A 16,401-nucleotide genomic window follows, 5' to 3' on the forward strand; every position below is an offset into this window, starting at 1 on the left:
TTTATGTTTTAGCTTTTTGCCTTCAGCTGTTGGCTGTTGGCGTTATTGTTATTAGTTTTTTGCTAAAAGCCAAAGGCTAATAGCTATGAGCTGTTTTTAAATAATTGCCAAAATATCACTCTCACGCATGATCAAATAATCATTGCCCTCAAGTTTTAAATCAGTTCCGGCGTATTTGCCATATAAAACGGTATCGCCAACTTTAACGGTAATAGGCTCGTCTTTTGTGCCAGGTCCAGCAGCTACAACAGTACCTTTTTGTGGTTTTTCTTTAGCGTTGTCAGGAATAATAATTCCTGATGCTGTTTTAGTTTCAGCTTCAGCAGGTTCTACAAGAACTCTATCTGCTAATGGTTTAATGTTCACTCCCATTTTTGTTTTATATTTTTAATTAATTAAGTTATTGATTAACGCTTAAGCGTTATGCTAAAAATGTGCCATGGCTTGTAAACTGACAAACTTGCAGTAACAAAAAATGCCAACTTGTAAAGTTGGCATTTTTTTATAGTTTTCAAAAGAAATTATATTCTTATGGATTTGTGTCTTCTGTTCCTGAATTATTAGTTGCAGGAAGTGCAGCTGGTGCCTCTGGAACCGCAGGTAATGGTTGTGTAGTTTGCGCATCTGTATCCAAGGCCTTAGAATCAACCGAAGTATCTCCTCTGTTTATTGCAATATTAGATACTAAAATTAGTACCAAAAGCAATGTTGCTAAAGTCCATGTGCTTTTATCTAAAAAATCTGTGGTCTTTTTTACACCACCTAATTGTTGTGTGCCACCGCCACCAAAAGATGAAGATAATCCACCGCCTTTAGGGTTTTGCACCATAATTACTACGATTAGTAAAAATGCTACAACCACTATAAGTGCTAAAAATATTGTAAACGTACTCATTATTCTTATTTATTTTGTTCTTGTAATTGTTCTACTGCCTTAATTTGGTTTGCAAAGAAACTACTTTTTTCTGGATATTTCAAACTTAAAATTTTATACGATTGAATGGCCTTTTTGTAGTTTTTTTGCTCTAAATAAATTCGTGCTAAAGTCTCGGTCATCAACGCTTCAGGTTGAATCATTTGGGCTTTGGCGATATTGCCTTTGTTTGCTGCTGATTTTGTTGGATTAATTTTAGGGTTTTGCGATATAAAACGATCTATTAATTCACTTTTAGTAATTTTCTCTTGCTGTTGAATCTTTTCGGGTTTAATAGTATCAGACACTTTTTCAACAGGAGTTTCTGTTCTTTTAATAGGTTTAAATCGTGTTAATTTCAACCATTCGTTAAAAGAATGTGCTTCTCTTTTATCAAATTGTAGCGGTTTACCTAGGCTCAAAATGTCTTCGGCAGAGGCTTCTTGTGTTTTTGTGCTTTCTATGGCGTTTTCTATAGTTTCAGATTCATCTAGTTTAAAAAGAACTGTCTTTTTTTGTGATGGATCTTTAGGCTGAAATAATTCTGGGTCTAATACTCCTGAAGTCTCACTAATCTGTTGCTTTAAAGTATCATCAATAGTTAAACTTTTATTGACCGAAATATCATCTGCATTTACGTTGATATCATTAACATAAATACTGTTTTTCTTGATAATCTTTGATATTTCATTTTGAATGAATACATCCGATGTAATAAAATCGAATAAAATACTTCTATCAGTTGTGTAAGCAGCTGTAGTTTTTAAAGCCTGATTATAATTTGTGCTTCCTTCACTTTTTAAACCTTTTAAATGTAAAGCCTTAGCAGATTGAAAATAAGGATAATCTTGAATAATAGATTCCAGCGCCTTGGTTTTAAGAGGGTTGATTTCTTTGGGATTTTGTAATAAAGATGTAAAATCGTGACTATTCAAGGTTTATAATTTAATTACCATTTTGCCAAAGAGGCGTTAAAAATGTCTTGTGTAATACGTTCAAAAATATCTTCAATTGCTGTGTCTTTTTGACCGCCGCTTAATTGGGCTGTACCAGGATAATCAAAAAAGAAAGTAAATGGTCTTTCAAATTCTGCTTCTGGATCGTTTTTATCAAAAAAGTGTACTTTAACTGTAATTGTTAATCTATTTTGAGCTGCTGTATTTTGTGATGTAGCCGTTGTAGGAGAGATACGATATTCAGTAATTTCACCTTCATAAACAATGTCTCCGTTGGAGTTTACGTTATTTAAATTAGTTTGATTCTCTAAAATTTGAATCATTGTATTTCTAAAAGTTACTTCTAAACCAGGTTCTACTAAAAGCGAATTATTTTCAAAACGATTTACTTGAAATGTTTTAGTATCAGGTGAAATGGATGCTCCAGTAAAAGAGTAAGCACCACATCCAAAAACTGAAATGGCAACTATTATCAGGGATATGTGTTTTATGTATTTCATTTAATTGTAACGACGTTATTTTTATTATGTTGCTAGCTGCAAACTGTAACTGAGAACTATTTTTGCTGAATTATAAATCGTATTGCTTAATCTTTCTGTAAAGCGTACGCTCACTAATGCCTAATTCGGCGGCAGCTAATTTACGTTTTCCGCTGTGGCGTTCCAATGATTTTTTTATCAATTCTAATTCTTTATCATGAAGAGAAAGTGTTTCCTCTTCTTCAATTTCTTCAGCAAAATGATATTTGTCTCCAGAACTTGTATCATTTATGTGTTCTGGAATTGATAGTACTTCGGGAGTATCAATAATTTCATCTTCAAAAGTAATGTCGTCCTCTTTATCTTCATTTTCTCCGTAAATTTTTTGAATGAGATGCTCATTATTTTTTTCAACATCTTTTGTGTTCCCATTCTTCATGAGCTCCATGGTAAGTTTCTTTTAAATCATTCAAATCTGCTTTCATATCGAAAAGGACTTTGTAAAGAATCTCACGTTCACTACTAAAATCACTTTCGCTTTTAGAAGTTTTGATTACAGCAGGTAAATTAGTTGAGGCTGATGATGGTAAATAACCTCTTAAGGCTTCGGCTGAAATAGTGCGGTTTTGCTCCAAAACAGATATTTGTTCAGCAACATTTCTTAATTGCCTAATATTTCCGCTCCATCTATGTTTTATAAGTAATTGAATGGCATTATCAGTCAGCTTAACTGTTGGCATTTTATACTTTAATGCAAAGTCGCTAGCAAACTTTCTGAAGAGTAAATGAACATCTTCTTGGCGTTCACGAAGTGGCGGTAAATTAATATCAACAGTACTTAATCTATAATATAGATCTTCACGAAACTTCTCTTTTTCGATAGCTTCAAACATATTTACGTTGGTAGCAGCAACAATACGAACATTGGTTTTTTGAACTTTACTGGAGCCAACTTTTAAAAACTCTCCGTTTTCTAAAACACGCAATAAACGGACTTGAGTTGTCAAGGGTAATTCTCCAACTTCATCTAAAAAAATAGTACCACCATCTGCAACTTCAAAATAACCACTTCGGGTTTGAGTTGCTCCTGTAAACGCCCCTTTTTCGTGTCCGAATAATTCACTATCAATCGTACCTTCTGGAATAGCACCACAGTTAACAGCAATGTATTTGTTGTGTTTTCTGTGAGATAATTGGTGGATAATTTTTGGAATACTCTCTTTACCAACACCACTTTCGCCAGTAACCAGCACCGAAATATCGGTAGGTGCTACACGAATCGCTTTTTCTATGGCGCGGTTTAGTGATAAAGTGTTACCAATAATGCCAAAACGTTGTTTTATTGCTTGTACTGATTCCATTTAAAGTTCTATATATTCTGAGGTTCCTTTTTCATTAGTGCTATCTAGCCACTCCCAATCTAAATTCAGTTTAATTTTATTGCTTTTTGTTGTACTTATTTTTGCTAAAGCTTTACCAGCTTTTAATTCATTATCAGTTGTTAGGCATTGGTAAATCATGTTTATGTAGTTACCTTTTAACTGACCAATTATTTTACCATATTTAATATTTCCTCCTTCATAATCAGCTGTAATTAAATTGTCTTCTTGTTGGTATTTAAATAAGGTTTCAGAATTCACTTTACCATTTTCTGAGTTTTCAATCAATGAAAATGTTTTATTATTAAAGTTGAAAACAGTCATTTCAATATTTAAATATTTTCTGAGTAACCAACAGCTTTACCAATCAACGTCGCACTTGTACAATCTGTAATATTCACATTTACGAAATCTCCAATTTTATAATTTTCTTTTGGAAAAACAACAACTGTATTTTGAGTGTTTCTTCCAGACCAATGCGCATCAGAACGTTTTGAAGCTTTTTCGATTAAAACCTCTTCTGTTTTGCCAACATGTTCTTGTGTACGTAGCAAACTATGTTTTTGCTGCAATGCTATAATTTCGTTAAGACGACGTTTTTTAATATCAGCAGGAATATCATCTTCCATTTTACGTTCGGCTAATGTGCCTGGACGTTCAGAGTAAGCAAACATAAACCCAAAATCGTACTTCACATATTCCATTAAACTCAAAGTATCTTGATGATCTTCTTCAGTTTCTGTTGGAAAACCAGTAATCATATCTTGACTAATAGCGCAATATGGAATTAAGCGTTTGATATTATCAATCAATTCAAAATACTCTTCGCGCGTATGTAAACGATTCATTGCCTTTAAAATACGATTACTGCCGCTTTGTACTGGTAAATGAATATAATTACAAATATTTCTGTGTTTTGCCATGGTTTCTATCACATCCAACGTTAAATCTTGAGGATTAGAAGTTGAAAAACGGAAACGCATTTTAGGTTGTGCATTTGCACATAAATCCAAAAGTTTTGCAAAGTTAACAGCTGTAGCTTTTTGTAAATCGCTGGCTTTATCGAAGTCTTTTTTCAATCCACCACCATACCAAAGATAACTGTCAACATTTTGACCAAGTAAAGTGACTTCCTTGTAACCTTTATTCCAAAGTTCACTGATTTCTTCAATAATGCTTTGGGTATCCCTGCTGCGTTCTCGTCCGCGAGTGAAAGGTACAACACAGAAGGTACACATGTTGTCACAACCACGGGTTATGGAAACAAACGCCGTAATGCCATTGGTGTTTAATCTAACTGGAGAAATATCACCATAGGTTTCTTCTTTGGAAAGTATCACGTTAATGGCATCTCTACCATCTTCAACTTCAGCTAAAAGGTTAGGTAAATCCTTATAAGCATCAGGACCAACAACTAAATCTACAATTTTTTCTTCTTCAAGAAACTTGCTTTTTAAACGTTCTGCCATACAGCCTAAAACGCCAACTTTCATATTAGGGTTTAGTTCTTTTTTTACAGCATTGTACTTTTCTAAACGTTTTCTTACGGTTTGTTCTGCTTTATCACGAATAGAACAGGTGTTTACCAAAACCAAATCGGCTTCTTCCAAACTTTGCGTGGTATTATAACCTTGCTCTGTTAAAATAGAAGCAACAATTTCGCTATCGCTAAAATTCATCTGGCAACCATAACTTTCAATAAAAAGTTTGCGTGTATTACCTTTTTTATTATCGAGAATTAAAGATTCTCCCTGTTTATTTTCGTCTATAATCTTTTCCATGGTATACTGAGACCAAATAACGGTCAATAAGTGTGCAAAGATACAATTAAATTGTTTTTTATGACAAAGTGGCAGATTATATTTTATTGCAATTTTAAAACTACAATGGTAATTTAATTTTTCAAAAAAATGATTTAGTTTAACGCAACCATTTTAGTATAATTACATCTAAAAATAAACGAGTTCTAAATTATAAATTCAATTTATGAAATCAATCCAAAAAGTTTTCTTCACAGTTTCGGTATTAATATTAATGGTAAATATGCAATGTGAACCAAGCGATGAGATAGTTGTTGATGATGAAAATTTGCTGATAGGGAGTTGGGTCTCTCCAGAATATACCGAGAATAATATTACTTTCAAAAGAGCAATTAAACTCCCAAAAGAAGATTACGGGATTTCATTTTTGAAAAAAGGAGATTTTGTTGAACGATCATCAGGTTGGTGTGGAACGCCACCATTGGTGTTTTCTGATTATAATGGAAAATGGAATTATAATGATGCCGTGATTTCTATAACTCAAGATCATTTTCCAAATAACTACGCGTGGCGTATTCTATCGCTTAATAAAAACGAGTTGGTGGTAACCAAAGAATTAACAGAACGAGAAATAGATCATAGACAATTAATGGATTTATTTGATGAAATATATGATTTAACAACAGGCGTTTCCTGTGATAACTCAGAAAATTGGGCATTTACACCTTATGGCTCTAAAGCCTGTGGAGGTCCGCAATGGTTTTTAGCCTATCCAAAAAGTATAGATACAGTAGCGTTTTTGAAAAAAGTTGAATCCTATAACAAAGCAGAGCATGATTATAATGTAAAATGGAGTGTGTTTTCTACTTGTGATATTATAAATCCACCTAAGTCAATTGAATGTCAAAACGGATTCCCAACTTTGAAATTTTAAATTATGAAGTCAATACTTAAAAATATAATATTCTTTAGTACGGTAATGCTTTGCTTAATGAATACACAATGTGAAGATGATGTTGTAATTGATGATTTTGATACAACTTGTGATGCGATAACTATAGTAGATCAAAATGTTTACGATGATCTAGTTTCTGATAACTTTCAATTTGTAAATATTGATGTTGTGGATGATTGCATCTCAATAAAAATTAGTGCATCAGGATGTGATGGTAACAGTTGGGGTTTTAATTTAGTAGATTCTGGTGCAGTAGCAGAATCATCCCCAGAACAACGATTTCTAAAATTTGAATTAATTAATGAAGAGTTGTGTGATGCAGTTTTTCAGAGAATCTTTTCTTTTGATTTGAAACCACTTCAAATTGAAGGAAGTAATAAAATAATTCTCAATATTGAAGGATATGAACAAAGTATAACATATTCGTATTAAAATAGCTATTAACTTTTAACTACCATTCATGAAATCAACTTCAATTATTTTAAGCCTTTGTGTGTTTTTAGTCGTGTTGTCCTGTGATAACGATGATGAAAACCTTGACCTTGTAACTGTAGCTACACCAGAACTGATGAGTAAATCTAATTTTAGAAAAGCAGTTGCTATTAATGCGCCAGAACCCATAAAACAAGCTGGGAAAATTTATGCGTATGGGAATTATATTTTTGTAAATGATGTCAATAAAGGTGTTCATGTTATTGATAATTCTAACCCTAATTCGCCAAAAGCTATAAAATATATTGCAATTCCTGGTAATGAAGATATTTCAGTCAAAAATAATTTTTTATATGCTGATAGTGCAACAGATTTAGTGGTGTTTGATATTTCAGATATTAATAATATTAACCTTGTTGAACGTTTAAAAGATGTTTTTGAAGTTTATAATTTCAGAACTCCTATTGAAGCAGAAGCTACAGATTGGGGTTCATATAACTATGAAACAGATATTGTTGTAGGTTGGAATTTGAAACAAGAACGTAGAGAAAAAGTTGACCAAAATATTTTGATAGATTGGGGTGTTAGAAATGATGCTGTTTTTGCTCTAGCGGCAGAATCTAACGTTGGCGTAGGAGGTTCGTTAGCTCGCTTTCAAATCGTGAATAATTTTTTATACACGGTAGGTAATTATAGTATGTCTATTTTTAATATTCAAGATTTAGCAACTCCTGTGTTATCTAATACTATGAATGCAGGATGGAATATAGAAACCATGTTTGCTGCCGATGATTATTTGTATTTAGGCAGTACAAACGGTATGTATATTTACAATTTAAAAACACCTTCGTCTCCTGAATATGTATCAGAGTTTACCCATTGGGAAGGTTGCGACCCTGTAGTTGTTGATGGTGATTATGCCTATTTAACATTGCGAGGTGGTAATGCTTGTGGACAATTAGAAAGTGTTTTAGAAGTTATTGATATCAAAGATAAAACGAATCCAACATTAGCAAAACGTTACACTTTAGAAAATCCTTATGGATTAGGAATTAAGGGCAACATGCTTTATGTTTGTGATGGAACAGCAGGGTTAAAATTATTTGAACGCAAAACTTCAGAAGATTTAACACTCTTAAAAACTCTAAAAATGTGCAAGCTACAGATGTAATCCCTCTTCAAAATAGTTTGATAATGATAGGGGGAATACGCTGTATCAATATAAATATTTACCAAACAACGTTGGGCTTATTAGCTCATATTCACTCAACTAGACTAAACTAAATGTTGTTGGAAAAATCTGCTTTTGGGCAGATTTTTTTATGTATTATTGCAGCAAAACAAACAAAATTAGAGAGTTTATAGATGTTGCTCTAATTGTTGAACTATCACTAGAATGAATACCTTGGATACTTTATTGGAAAAAATTGATACTGCAAAGCAATTAGATTTTGGAGATATTATTAGTAGAACCATTGAGCTTTTTAAAAAAACATGGTTAAGAGGTTTTATTTTACTTCTTATAATGATGATAATCATCATTCCTTTTTTTGTGGCATTATATGTGCCAATGTTCAATTCAATCATGGAGCAGGCACAATCTGGAGATTATGACCCAAATGATGCTAGCGGTTTAATGCAATTTCAAACAGATTCATTTCGCTATATGATATTAGGTTTCACTTTTGTAATGAGTTTTTTAAGCACAGGGCTGGTTGCTGGTTTTTACAGAATTGTAAAGAGGATTGATCATGATGAAACCCATAGTATCTCAGATTTATTCTATTTCTTCAAACAAAAATATTTAGGAAAAATATTTGCGATTGCTGCATTTGCTTTACTACTAGCTCTGGTTAATTTCACCATAGAGAAGTTTTTGCCAGAATTATCGGCATCATTATTAAATGCAGGTATTTCTATTATTTTTAGTGTCTACAGTACTTTATTTGTGTTGTTTTTTGCATTCAATCCACATTTAGAAAGTTCAGATTTCTTCGTGTTGAGTTTCAAATTTGGTTCAAAAAAATGGTTTCTTATTTTTGGGCTCATGCTGGTTACTGGCATTATTGGAATGCTAGGTGTGGTTGCTTGTTTTATTGGTGTGTTGTTTACTGTTTCTATAGTTTATTTACCTATATATTTGGTATATAAAGATGTGTTTGGATTTGATACAACAAGCGATATTGATAGGATAGGGATAGAGTAATTTCATGTGTCATATTTGTAATACAGCTAAAATTCAAATACTTTTACCATAATAATTAACACTAACCTTTATTAAAATGAATACAATTGAAACTATTTTAGATATAATAGAACGCGCTAAAGATTTAGACTTTGGTACCATTTTTAGCGAATCTATAGAGTTGTTTAAGAAAGTATGGCTACAAGGATTTATAATTTTGTTATTAACTATGCTTTTAATGTTGCCGTTTTACATATTAATGTATGCCCCTTTAATTGCCTCTGGTATGCTAGATGCTAACTCATACAATGCAGAGCCAGACATGGCGGTGTTATTGCCGTTTTATGCATTAATGTTAGTTGCGGTTTTTGCAGGTATGATTGTCGGTTTTGGATTAAAAGCTGCTTTTTTTAGGATTTGTAAGTATAAAGATTTAAACGAAGCTGGTAAGGATGATTATTTTTACTTCTTTAAAAAACCATATTTAGGTAAAACCATAAAATTAGGCGCAATTTCTTTTGGCTTGATGATTGGAGCATATATTTTATGTTTCTTACCTATTATATATATGATGGTGCCTGTAACAGTTATTAACGTTATTTATGCATTTAATCCAGATTTATCTGCATCTGAAATTGTAAAAGCTGGTTTTAAACTAGGTAACAAAAAGTGGTTAATTATATTTGGATTAACCTTTGTTGCTGGTATTTTAGCTTCTATTGTAGGGATGTTGATGTGTTTTATAGGCGTCCTGTTTACTTCAGCATTTGCTTATATTCCAGTTTATTTTATTTATAAACATACTATTGGCTTCAGCGAAAAGAATGAAATAGATACTATAGGAACAATTTCAGAATAAGATTTAATTTTTAATAAAAAAGAGCCATATTTTAATATTAAGATGTGGCTCTTCTTTTTTAGCTTCATATTTAATTGTTTTTTTAATGAACAAGATAGTTGTGTTAAATTAATACGACATAAACAATCTGATTTTATTTTTTTAATTCAGATTTCATTATTATGCAAATATCCTTACATAAGTTATATAGTGATTTGTTAGTAAAACGTATTATATGCTTTGTATTGCTATTGTATGCTAATGCAGTAATATCTCAAAATCAACAATTAGATGTAACAATAAGTAATGATAAATTTGTATTTCAAGATCGTTATTATACTAGTGGTTTACACCTTTCTTACAGAAAAATCTAAAACGAAGTTTATTGTTTTTCAAAAAAGAAAACAATAAACTACAGTTAAATGCTACAATAGCAAATGAGACCTATACTCCAAAAACCTTACTTCGTTTGACACTAGAGATTTTGATCGCCCTTATGCTGGATGGCTTTTTGGAAAATTAGAACTGGTTAGAGTAAAAGAGAAATCAGCTTTATATATTGCAGTAGAATCTGGTGTTACAGGAGAGGAATCTTTAGCAGGGAAATTACAAATATGGATTCATGAGTTTTTAAATATAGATAGTCGGCCAACTTGGGTAGATGAGATTGCTTATAAATGGTTATTTAATTTTAAAGTATCTCAAGTGTATGATTTTCAAATTAATAAAAATAATAGCATCCAAAATAGAATCAATGCTAGTATAGGTAGTAAAGATACTTTTATATCTAATGATGTTTCTTATTTCTTCGGAAAATTTAATAATCTTCAAAACTCATCACGGTTAAATATTATAGATACTCATCAAAATAACGAGTTTTTTGGTTTTGTTTCCGCAGGATATAAATATGTGTTATTAAATACTTTAATTCAAGGGAGTACATTTAATGATGAAGACCCGTTTACGGCAATAGCTACAAATAATATTTTCAAATTAAGTACTGGGGCTGTTTTAAAAACAAAACGTAATATTATTAAGTTAGGCTTTTATTATAATACAAAGGAGACTCCATTATCTAGTTCACATACATATGGTGCCTTGACTTTCGGCTTTAGTTTTTAATTTAAAATGAAATTTACAGATAAAATAAGCATAAAATCTGCTAAAATGCATTCAAATTAGGCAGATAAACTTTTTTTGATATACATTTGTAGCCACAAAAAATGAAGTATGGCGAAGAATTTAGTAATAGTTGAGTCACCTGCTAAGGCAAAAACTATAGAAAAATTTCTAGGAAAAGATTTTAAAGTAGAGTCTAGTTTTGGACACATTGCAGACCTGCCCTCCAAAGAGTTGGGGGTAGATGTTGATGGCGATTTTAAACCAAAATACGAGGTTTCTAAAGATAAAAAAGATGTAGTAAAGAAACTTAAAACACTTGCAAGCAAAGCCGAAATGGTATGGTTGGCAAGTGATGAGGATCGAGAGGGAGAAGCTATTGCCTGGCATTTAGCTGAAACTTTAAAATTAGATAAAGAGAAAACAAAACGTATTGTTTTTCATGAGATCACAAAATCTGCTATTCAAAAAGCGATTGAAAATCCTCGTGGTATTGATTACGATTTGGTAGATGCGCAACAAGCGCGTCGTGTTTTAGATAGAATAGTAGGTTATGAATTATCGCCAGTACTTTGGAGAAAAGTAAAGGGCGGACTTTCAGCAGGTCGTGTACAATCGGTTTCTGTACGATTAATTGTTGAAAAAGAAAGAGAAATTCAAGGCTTTGTACCTGTTGCATCTTACAGGATTGATGCTGAATTTTCAAATGAAGATGGGCAAACATTTAAAGCAAAACTCCCAAAGAACTTTTCAACGAAAGCAGAAGCTCAAAAATTTTTAGAACAAAATGCTACGGCAAGTTTTAAAGTTGGAGATTTAACAAAAAAACCAGCTAAAAAATCGCCTGCAGCACCATTTACAACATCAACATTACAACAAGAAGCATCGCGTAAATTATATTTCTCAGTTAGTAAAACCATGACCATGGCACAACGCCTTTATGAAGCTGGTTTAATTACTTACATGAGAACGGATAGTGTAAACTTATCTGATGAAGCTCGAAAAGGTGCTGAAGCTGAAATTAATGATGCTTATGGTTCAAAATATAGCAAACCAAGAAATTATAAGGGAAAAGCCAAAGGTGCTCAAGAGGCGCATGAGGCTATTCGTCCAACAAACTTTGCAACACATTCCGTAAATATAGATAGAGATCAAGCGCGTTTGTATGATTTAATATGGAAACGTGCCATAGCATCTCAAATGAGTGATGCTCAATTGGAGCGTACCAATGTTAAAATTGAAGCGTCTGCACATAATGAAACCTTTACTGCAAACGGAGAGGTTATCAAGTTTGATGGTTTTCTAAAAGTATATTTAGAAGGAACAGATGATGAAGATGCAGAACAAGATGGTATGTTGCCAGCAATGAAAGTTAATGAAACACTTTTAAATAGTTTTATTTCTGCTACCGAGCGTTATACACGTCCACCTGCAAGATTTACAGAGGCTTCGTTAGTTAAGAAGTTAGAAGAATTAGGTATTGGCCGTCCGTCAACTTACGCACCAACCATATCAACTATTCAAAATAGAAATTATGTTGAAAAAGGTGCTATTGACGGTGTAGAACGTGAGTACACGCAATTAAAATTACAAAACGGAAAAGTTTCAGATGTAAAATTGTCTGAAAAAGTAGGTTCTGATAAAGGAAAACTAGTCCCAACAGATATTGGGATGATAGTTACTGATTTTTTAGTAAATCACTTCGAAGCTATTTTAGATTATAATTTTACAGCAAAAGTTGAAGAAGATTTTGATGATATAGCAGAAGGAAAAGAGGATTGGAAAGAAATGATGCAGTCCTTTTATAAAAAATTCCACCCTGTTGTAGAAGATGTCAAAGAAAATGCTGATAGAGAATCTGGAGAGCGTATTTTAGGAGAAGATCCAAAAACAGGAAGACGTGTTAGTGTGCGTTTGGGTAAATTTGGGCCAATGGTGCAAATAGGTACTGTTGATGATGAAGAAAAACCACAATTTGCGAGTTTAAGTCCAGACCAACAATTAAATACAATTACTTATGAGGAAGCTATGGATTTATTTCAGCTTCCAAAAAATCTAGGTAATTATGAAGGCGAAGAAATTTTAGTAAATAATGGGCGTTTTGGCCCCTATGTTAAGTTTGGCGATGCGTTTGTATCATTGCCAAGAGGTACAGATCCGTTGAGTGTAGAATTGGATGATGCTATTGTTTTAATTAAAGAAAAACAAAAAGCAGATGCACCAATATATATGTACAAAGATTTACCTGTACAAAAAGGTAAAGGACGTTTTGGACCATTCATTAAATGGAACAATATGTTTATTAACGTGAATAAAAAGTACGATTGGGATAATTTGTCTGATGAAGATATTGTTGAATTGATTGAAGTTAAAATTCAAAAGGAAATAGATAAAGTTATCCATAATTGGGAAGATGAAGGCATTCGTGTAGAGAAAGCACGTTGGGGAAGACACAATGTGATAAAAGGTAAAATTAAAGTAGAATTGCCTAAAACCGTTGATGTTACAGATATGACTTTAGATGAAGCGAAAAAACACATCGCCACTAAAGCACCAAAGAAAAGAGCGACAAAAAAGCGTACCACAAAAAAGAAAGCAACTACAAAAAAATAAATCCCTCAAGTTAAAATGAATTTTAATTTTCTTTCTCCTGTATCAGACAAAGTTCTTGCTCACAATGAACTATTGTCTATGCAAGCCCTGGGAAGAAGACTGCGTATACATTCTAATCAACACGGTATTCCAGATTTAGAAGGCGTAAATATTGCAGTTCTTGGAATTATCGAAAATAGAAATGATGTAGATTATATTGGAGAAACATTTCAATTAAATGATATCAGAAAATCGCTTTATGCTTTATTTCCTGGAAGTTGGAATACCACAATTGCAGATTTAGGAGATATCAATGCTGGCGAAAGTGTTGAAGACACTTATTTCGCATTAAAAGAAACCATTGAGATTCTTATTAAAAAAGGTATTATTCCTGTACTCCTAGGAGGAAGTCAAGATTTGACCTATGCCAATTATCGCGCTTACGATGCCATTATGCCTATGGTTAATATGGTAAATGTAGATTGTAAGTTCGATTTAGGAGATTCTGCAAAACCAATAAAAAATAATAGTTTTGTTGGTAAAGTTATTTTAGACGAACCTTATAATTTATTCAATTATTCAAATATTGGGTATCAAACCTATTTTAATTCGCAAGAAGAAATAGATTTAATGGAGCGTTTATATTTTGAATCCTATAGATTAGGACAGTTAAATAAAGATATTACTATTGTAGAACCTGTATTACGAGATGCAAATATTGTAAGTTTAGATTTAAGGGCGCTTAAAGGTGCCGAGGTAAGTTTAAAGCAAAAATATTCGCCAAATGGGTTAGATGGGAAAGAAATTTGTGCCATTTCTAGATATGCAGGTATCAGTAATAAAGTAAGTTCATTTGGAATCTATGAATATAAACCTTCAAAGGATGATGAAATAACCTCAATGTTAATTTCGCAAATTATCTGGTATTTTATAGAAGGTGTAAATTGTAGAGTAAAGGACGATGATTTTACAGATGAAAAAAATTATCAAAAGTTTTTTACTTTAGTAGAGTCTCACGAACTAGTGTTCTATAAAAGTAATAAAACAGGACGTTGGTGGGTTGAGATTCCTTTTTTAGATGAAGTGAATAATAAATTAAAAAGACATACGTTATTACCTTGCACGCACCAAGATTACTTGGATGCTTGCAATGATATTATACCAGACCGTTGGTATAAGGCGTTCCAAAAGAATTCCGTGTAATAGACAAAGTATGGTCAAAAGGTCAATTTCATCGTTGAAATGCGTTCTTTTTACGATGAAATGTTATTTTTTTAGACAAATAGTTGCTTATTAAAAAATATATAAATATGTTTACGCTCTCAAAATTGAAGCTTAAAATAATTAACCTCGAGTTTTCTATGTATATGAAGAAGTTTTTTTATTAACCGCAGTATTGACTTTACTAGCTAGTTGTGGCTCTAAAGATAGAGGAGAGCTAGTAGGAGTTCAAGGAAAAAAATGGCATCCTGAAAAACCATATGGTATGGAGCTAGTTCCTGGTGGTGCATTTATAATGGGTAAAGCAGATGATGATTTAGCTGGTGTAAAAGATGCTCCAGGTAAAACTGTTACAGTAAGAGCTTTCTACATGGATGCTACCGAAATTACAAATAGCGAATATCGCCAATTTGTACATTGGGTTAGAGATTCTATATTAAGAATGAAATTAGCAGTTCTTGCTGATGAAGTTGGAAAAACACCTGAAGATGGAGGTATTGGGGAATTTGCATTTAAAGATGCAGATACAGCTAATATGTCTGTTTATGAGAAATACATGTTTGAAAACTATACAGGTTTAGGACCAACAGGTTACGAAGGACGAAAAATAAATAAAGATGTAGATTTAGTATTAGATACTTCAGAGTATCCTGATGAATTTTACGCTGAGGTTATGGATACTATGTATTTGCCTCTTGAAGCATCTTACAATGGACAACGCACTTGGGATGTAAAGAAATTTAAATTCCAGTATAGCTACATGGATATTCAAGAAGCTGCACGTAATAGAGGAGTAGAGCGCAGCAAAGTAATTAAAAAAGAAGAATTAGAGATATATCCTGATACCACAGTTTGGATTAGAGATTTCCAGTATTCTTATAATGAACCAATGCATAACGATTATTTCTGGCATGAAGCTTATGGAGATTATCCAGTTGTAGGTGTTACTTGGAAACAAGCTAAGGCATTTTGTGAATGGAGAACGATTAATAAAAATTCGTATCAAAAATCAAGAAAAGGTGCTGCAATGGTAAACACATTTAGATTACCATCAGAAGCAGAGTGGGAATATGCCGCAAGAGGTGGTTTGCAAGCAGCAACGTATCCTTGGGGTGGACCTTACACAAAAAGTGATAGAGGTTGCTTTATGGCAAACTTTAAACCAGTTCGTGGCGATTACGCTGCAGATCAAGCGCTTTACACAGTAGAAGCGAAGTCTTACGAGCCAAACGATTATAATTTGTATAACATGGCTGGTAACGTTTCAGAATGGGTAAATGCATCCTATGATCCAGCATCATACGAATATTCATCAACCATTAACCCAAGCGTTAACGATGCGGATAACAAACGTAAAGTTTTACGTGGTGGTTCTTGGAAAGATGTAGCTTACTTTTTACAAGTGAGTTCAAGAGATTATGAATATGCAGATTCTGCAAGAAGTTATATAGGTTTTAGAACAGTTCAAGATTACATGGGGACAAACGTAACGAACACTAAGAAATAATAATTTCAAATCATTTTTAATAACTATTAATTTAACCTACCTAAGTAATTGAATACTTAGAATTA

The 16,401-nt window shown here is 32.5% G+C and carries 15 protein-coding genes and 2 pseudogenes; 10 read left to right on the plus strand and 7 right to left on the minus strand.

Annotated elements, in window-relative coordinates:
* Nucleotides 1–96: 96 nt before the first annotated feature.
* The 7 genes and pseudogenes from AC0L5U_RS17575 to miaB form a co-directional block, all read right to left on the minus strand.
* Nucleotides 97–372, minus strand: coding sequence for a co-chaperone GroES (locus AC0L5U_RS17575; RefSeq protein WP_473417741.1), 276 nt, complete (start codon nt 370–372; stop codon nt 97–99).
* A gap of 157 nt (nt 373–529) precedes the next feature.
* Nucleotides 530–895, minus strand: coding sequence for a preprotein translocase subunit SecG (gene secG / locus AC0L5U_RS17580; RefSeq protein ID WP_473417742.1), 366 nt, complete (start codon nt 893–895; stop codon nt 530–532).
* A 5-nt stretch (nt 896–900) separates the two neighbouring features.
* Entirely contained in the window at nt 901–1,848 is a 948-nt protein-coding gene (locus AC0L5U_RS17585) for a hypothetical protein (protein ID WP_473417743.1), read from the minus strand.
* A 14-nt stretch (nt 1,849–1,862) separates the two neighbouring features.
* Nucleotides 1,863–2,369, minus strand: coding sequence for an LptE family protein (locus AC0L5U_RS17590; RefSeq protein WP_473417744.1), 507 nt, complete (start codon nt 2,367–2,369; stop codon nt 1,863–1,865).
* 70 nt (nt 2,370–2,439) lie between these two features.
* Nucleotides 2,440–3,709: pseudogene (locus AC0L5U_RS17595) on the minus strand (sigma 54-interacting transcriptional regulator).
* A complete protein-coding gene (locus tag AC0L5U_RS17600; protein WP_473417745.1) occupies nt 3,710–4,051 on the minus strand; it encodes an avidin-fold protein in 342 nt (113 codons plus the stop codon). It lies immediately after the preceding pseudogene.
* 8 nt (nt 4,052–4,059) lie between these two features.
* Nucleotides 4,060–5,508, minus strand: coding sequence for a tRNA (N6-isopentenyl adenosine(37)-C2)-methylthiotransferase MiaB (gene miaB, locus AC0L5U_RS17605; protein WP_473417746.1), 1,449 nt, complete (start codon nt 5,506–5,508; stop codon nt 4,060–4,062).
* A 205-nt stretch (nt 5,509–5,713) separates the two neighbouring features.
* On the opposite strand from miaB, the gene AC0L5U_RS17610 reads away from it, so the two are divergent.
* From AC0L5U_RS17610 to porK, 10 genes and pseudogenes are all read left to right on the plus strand, one after another.
* On the plus strand, nt 5,714–6,421 hold the full coding sequence (locus tag AC0L5U_RS17610; protein WP_473417747.1) for a hypothetical protein: 708 nt from the start codon (nt 5,714–5,716) through the stop codon (nt 6,419–6,421).
* 3 nt (nt 6,422–6,424) lie between these two features.
* Nucleotides 6,425–6,874, plus strand: coding sequence for a hypothetical protein (locus AC0L5U_RS17615; RefSeq protein WP_473417748.1), 450 nt, complete (start codon nt 6,425–6,427; stop codon nt 6,872–6,874).
* 28 nt (nt 6,875–6,902) lie between these two features.
* Nucleotides 6,903–8,045 (plus strand): LVIVD repeat-containing protein, encoded by a 1,143-nt coding sequence (locus AC0L5U_RS17620; protein WP_473417749.1) that lies wholly within the window; start codon nt 6,903–6,905, stop codon nt 8,043–8,045.
* Between the two features lie 225 nt (nt 8,046–8,270).
* Entirely contained in the window at nt 8,271–9,080 is an 810-nt protein-coding gene (locus AC0L5U_RS17625) for a hypothetical protein (RefSeq protein WP_473417750.1), read from the plus strand.
* Nucleotides 9,081–9,156: 76 nt separating this feature from the next.
* Complete coding sequence (locus tag AC0L5U_RS17630) at nt 9,157–9,918, plus strand: hypothetical protein (protein WP_473417751.1); 762 nt, start codon at nt 9,157–9,159, stop codon at nt 9,916–9,918.
* 161 nt (nt 9,919–10,079) lie between these two features.
* A complete protein-coding gene (locus tag AC0L5U_RS17635; protein ID WP_473417752.1) occupies nt 10,080–10,271 on the plus strand; it encodes a lipid A-modifier LpxR family protein in 192 nt (63 codons plus the stop codon).
* 115 nt (nt 10,272–10,386) lie between these two features.
* A pseudogene (locus AC0L5U_RS17640) lies at nt 10,387–11,019 on the plus strand (lipid A-modifier LpxR family protein); the annotation flags it as partial.
* Nucleotides 11,020–11,127: 108 nt separating this feature from the next.
* Nucleotides 11,128–13,629: a type I DNA topoisomerase gene (topA, locus tag AC0L5U_RS17645; RefSeq protein ID WP_473417753.1), complete on the plus strand. Its 2,502-nt coding sequence runs from the start codon at nt 11,128–11,130 to the stop codon at nt 13,627–13,629.
* Between the two features lie 15 nt (nt 13,630–13,644).
* A complete protein-coding gene (locus tag AC0L5U_RS17650; protein WP_473417754.1) occupies nt 13,645–14,811 on the plus strand; it encodes a formimidoylglutamase in 1,167 nt (388 codons plus the stop codon).
* A gap of 193 nt (nt 14,812–15,004) precedes the next feature.
* Entirely contained in the window at nt 15,005–16,336 is a 1,332-nt protein-coding gene (gene porK, locus AC0L5U_RS17655) for a T9SS ring complex lipoprotein PorK/GldK (RefSeq protein WP_473417755.1), read from the plus strand.
* The last annotated feature ends 65 nt before the right edge of the window (nt 16,337–16,401 follow it).

The organism is Jejuia sp. G7-7, assembly GCF_055808955.1.

What these genes read in the sequence shown, in the direction of transcription:
- AC0L5U_RS17575 (WP_473417741.1), bottom strand. Translation starts at nt 372, where the DNA reads ATGGGAGTGAACATTAAACCATTAGCAGATAGAGTTCTTGTAGAACCT.
- secG (WP_473417742.1), bottom strand. Translation starts at nt 895, where the DNA reads ATGAGTACGTTTACAATATTTTTAGCACTTATAGTGGTTGTAGCATTT.
- AC0L5U_RS17590 (WP_473417744.1), bottom strand. Translation starts at nt 2,369, where the DNA reads ATGAAATACATAAAACACATATCCCTGATAATAGTTGCCATTTCAGTT.
- AC0L5U_RS17600 (WP_473417745.1), bottom strand. Translation starts at nt 4,051, where the DNA reads ATGACTGTTTTCAACTTTAATAATAAAACATTTTCATTGATTGAAAAC.
- miaB (WP_473417746.1), bottom strand. Translation starts at nt 5,508, where the DNA reads ATGGAAAAGATTATAGACGAAAATAAACAGGGAGAATCTTTAATTCTC.
- AC0L5U_RS17610 (WP_473417747.1), top strand. Translation starts at nt 5,714, where the DNA reads ATGAAATCAATCCAAAAAGTTTTCTTCACAGTTTCGGTATTAATATTA.
- AC0L5U_RS17615 (WP_473417748.1), top strand. Translation starts at nt 6,425, where the DNA reads ATGAAGTCAATACTTAAAAATATAATATTCTTTAGTACGGTAATGCTT.
- AC0L5U_RS17620 (WP_473417749.1), top strand. Translation starts at nt 6,903, where the DNA reads ATGAAATCAACTTCAATTATTTTAAGCCTTTGTGTGTTTTTAGTCGTG.
- AC0L5U_RS17625 (WP_473417750.1), top strand. Translation starts at nt 8,271, where the DNA reads ATGAATACCTTGGATACTTTATTGGAAAAAATTGATACTGCAAAGCAA.
- AC0L5U_RS17630 (WP_473417751.1), top strand. Translation starts at nt 9,157, where the DNA reads ATGAATACAATTGAAACTATTTTAGATATAATAGAACGCGCTAAAGAT.
- AC0L5U_RS17635 (WP_473417752.1), top strand. Translation starts at nt 10,080, where the DNA reads ATGCAAATATCCTTACATAAGTTATATAGTGATTTGTTAGTAAAACGT.
- topA (WP_473417753.1), top strand. Translation starts at nt 11,128, where the DNA reads ATGGCGAAGAATTTAGTAATAGTTGAGTCACCTGCTAAGGCAAAAACT.
- AC0L5U_RS17650 (WP_473417754.1), top strand. Translation starts at nt 13,645, where the DNA reads ATGAATTTTAATTTTCTTTCTCCTGTATCAGACAAAGTTCTTGCTCAC.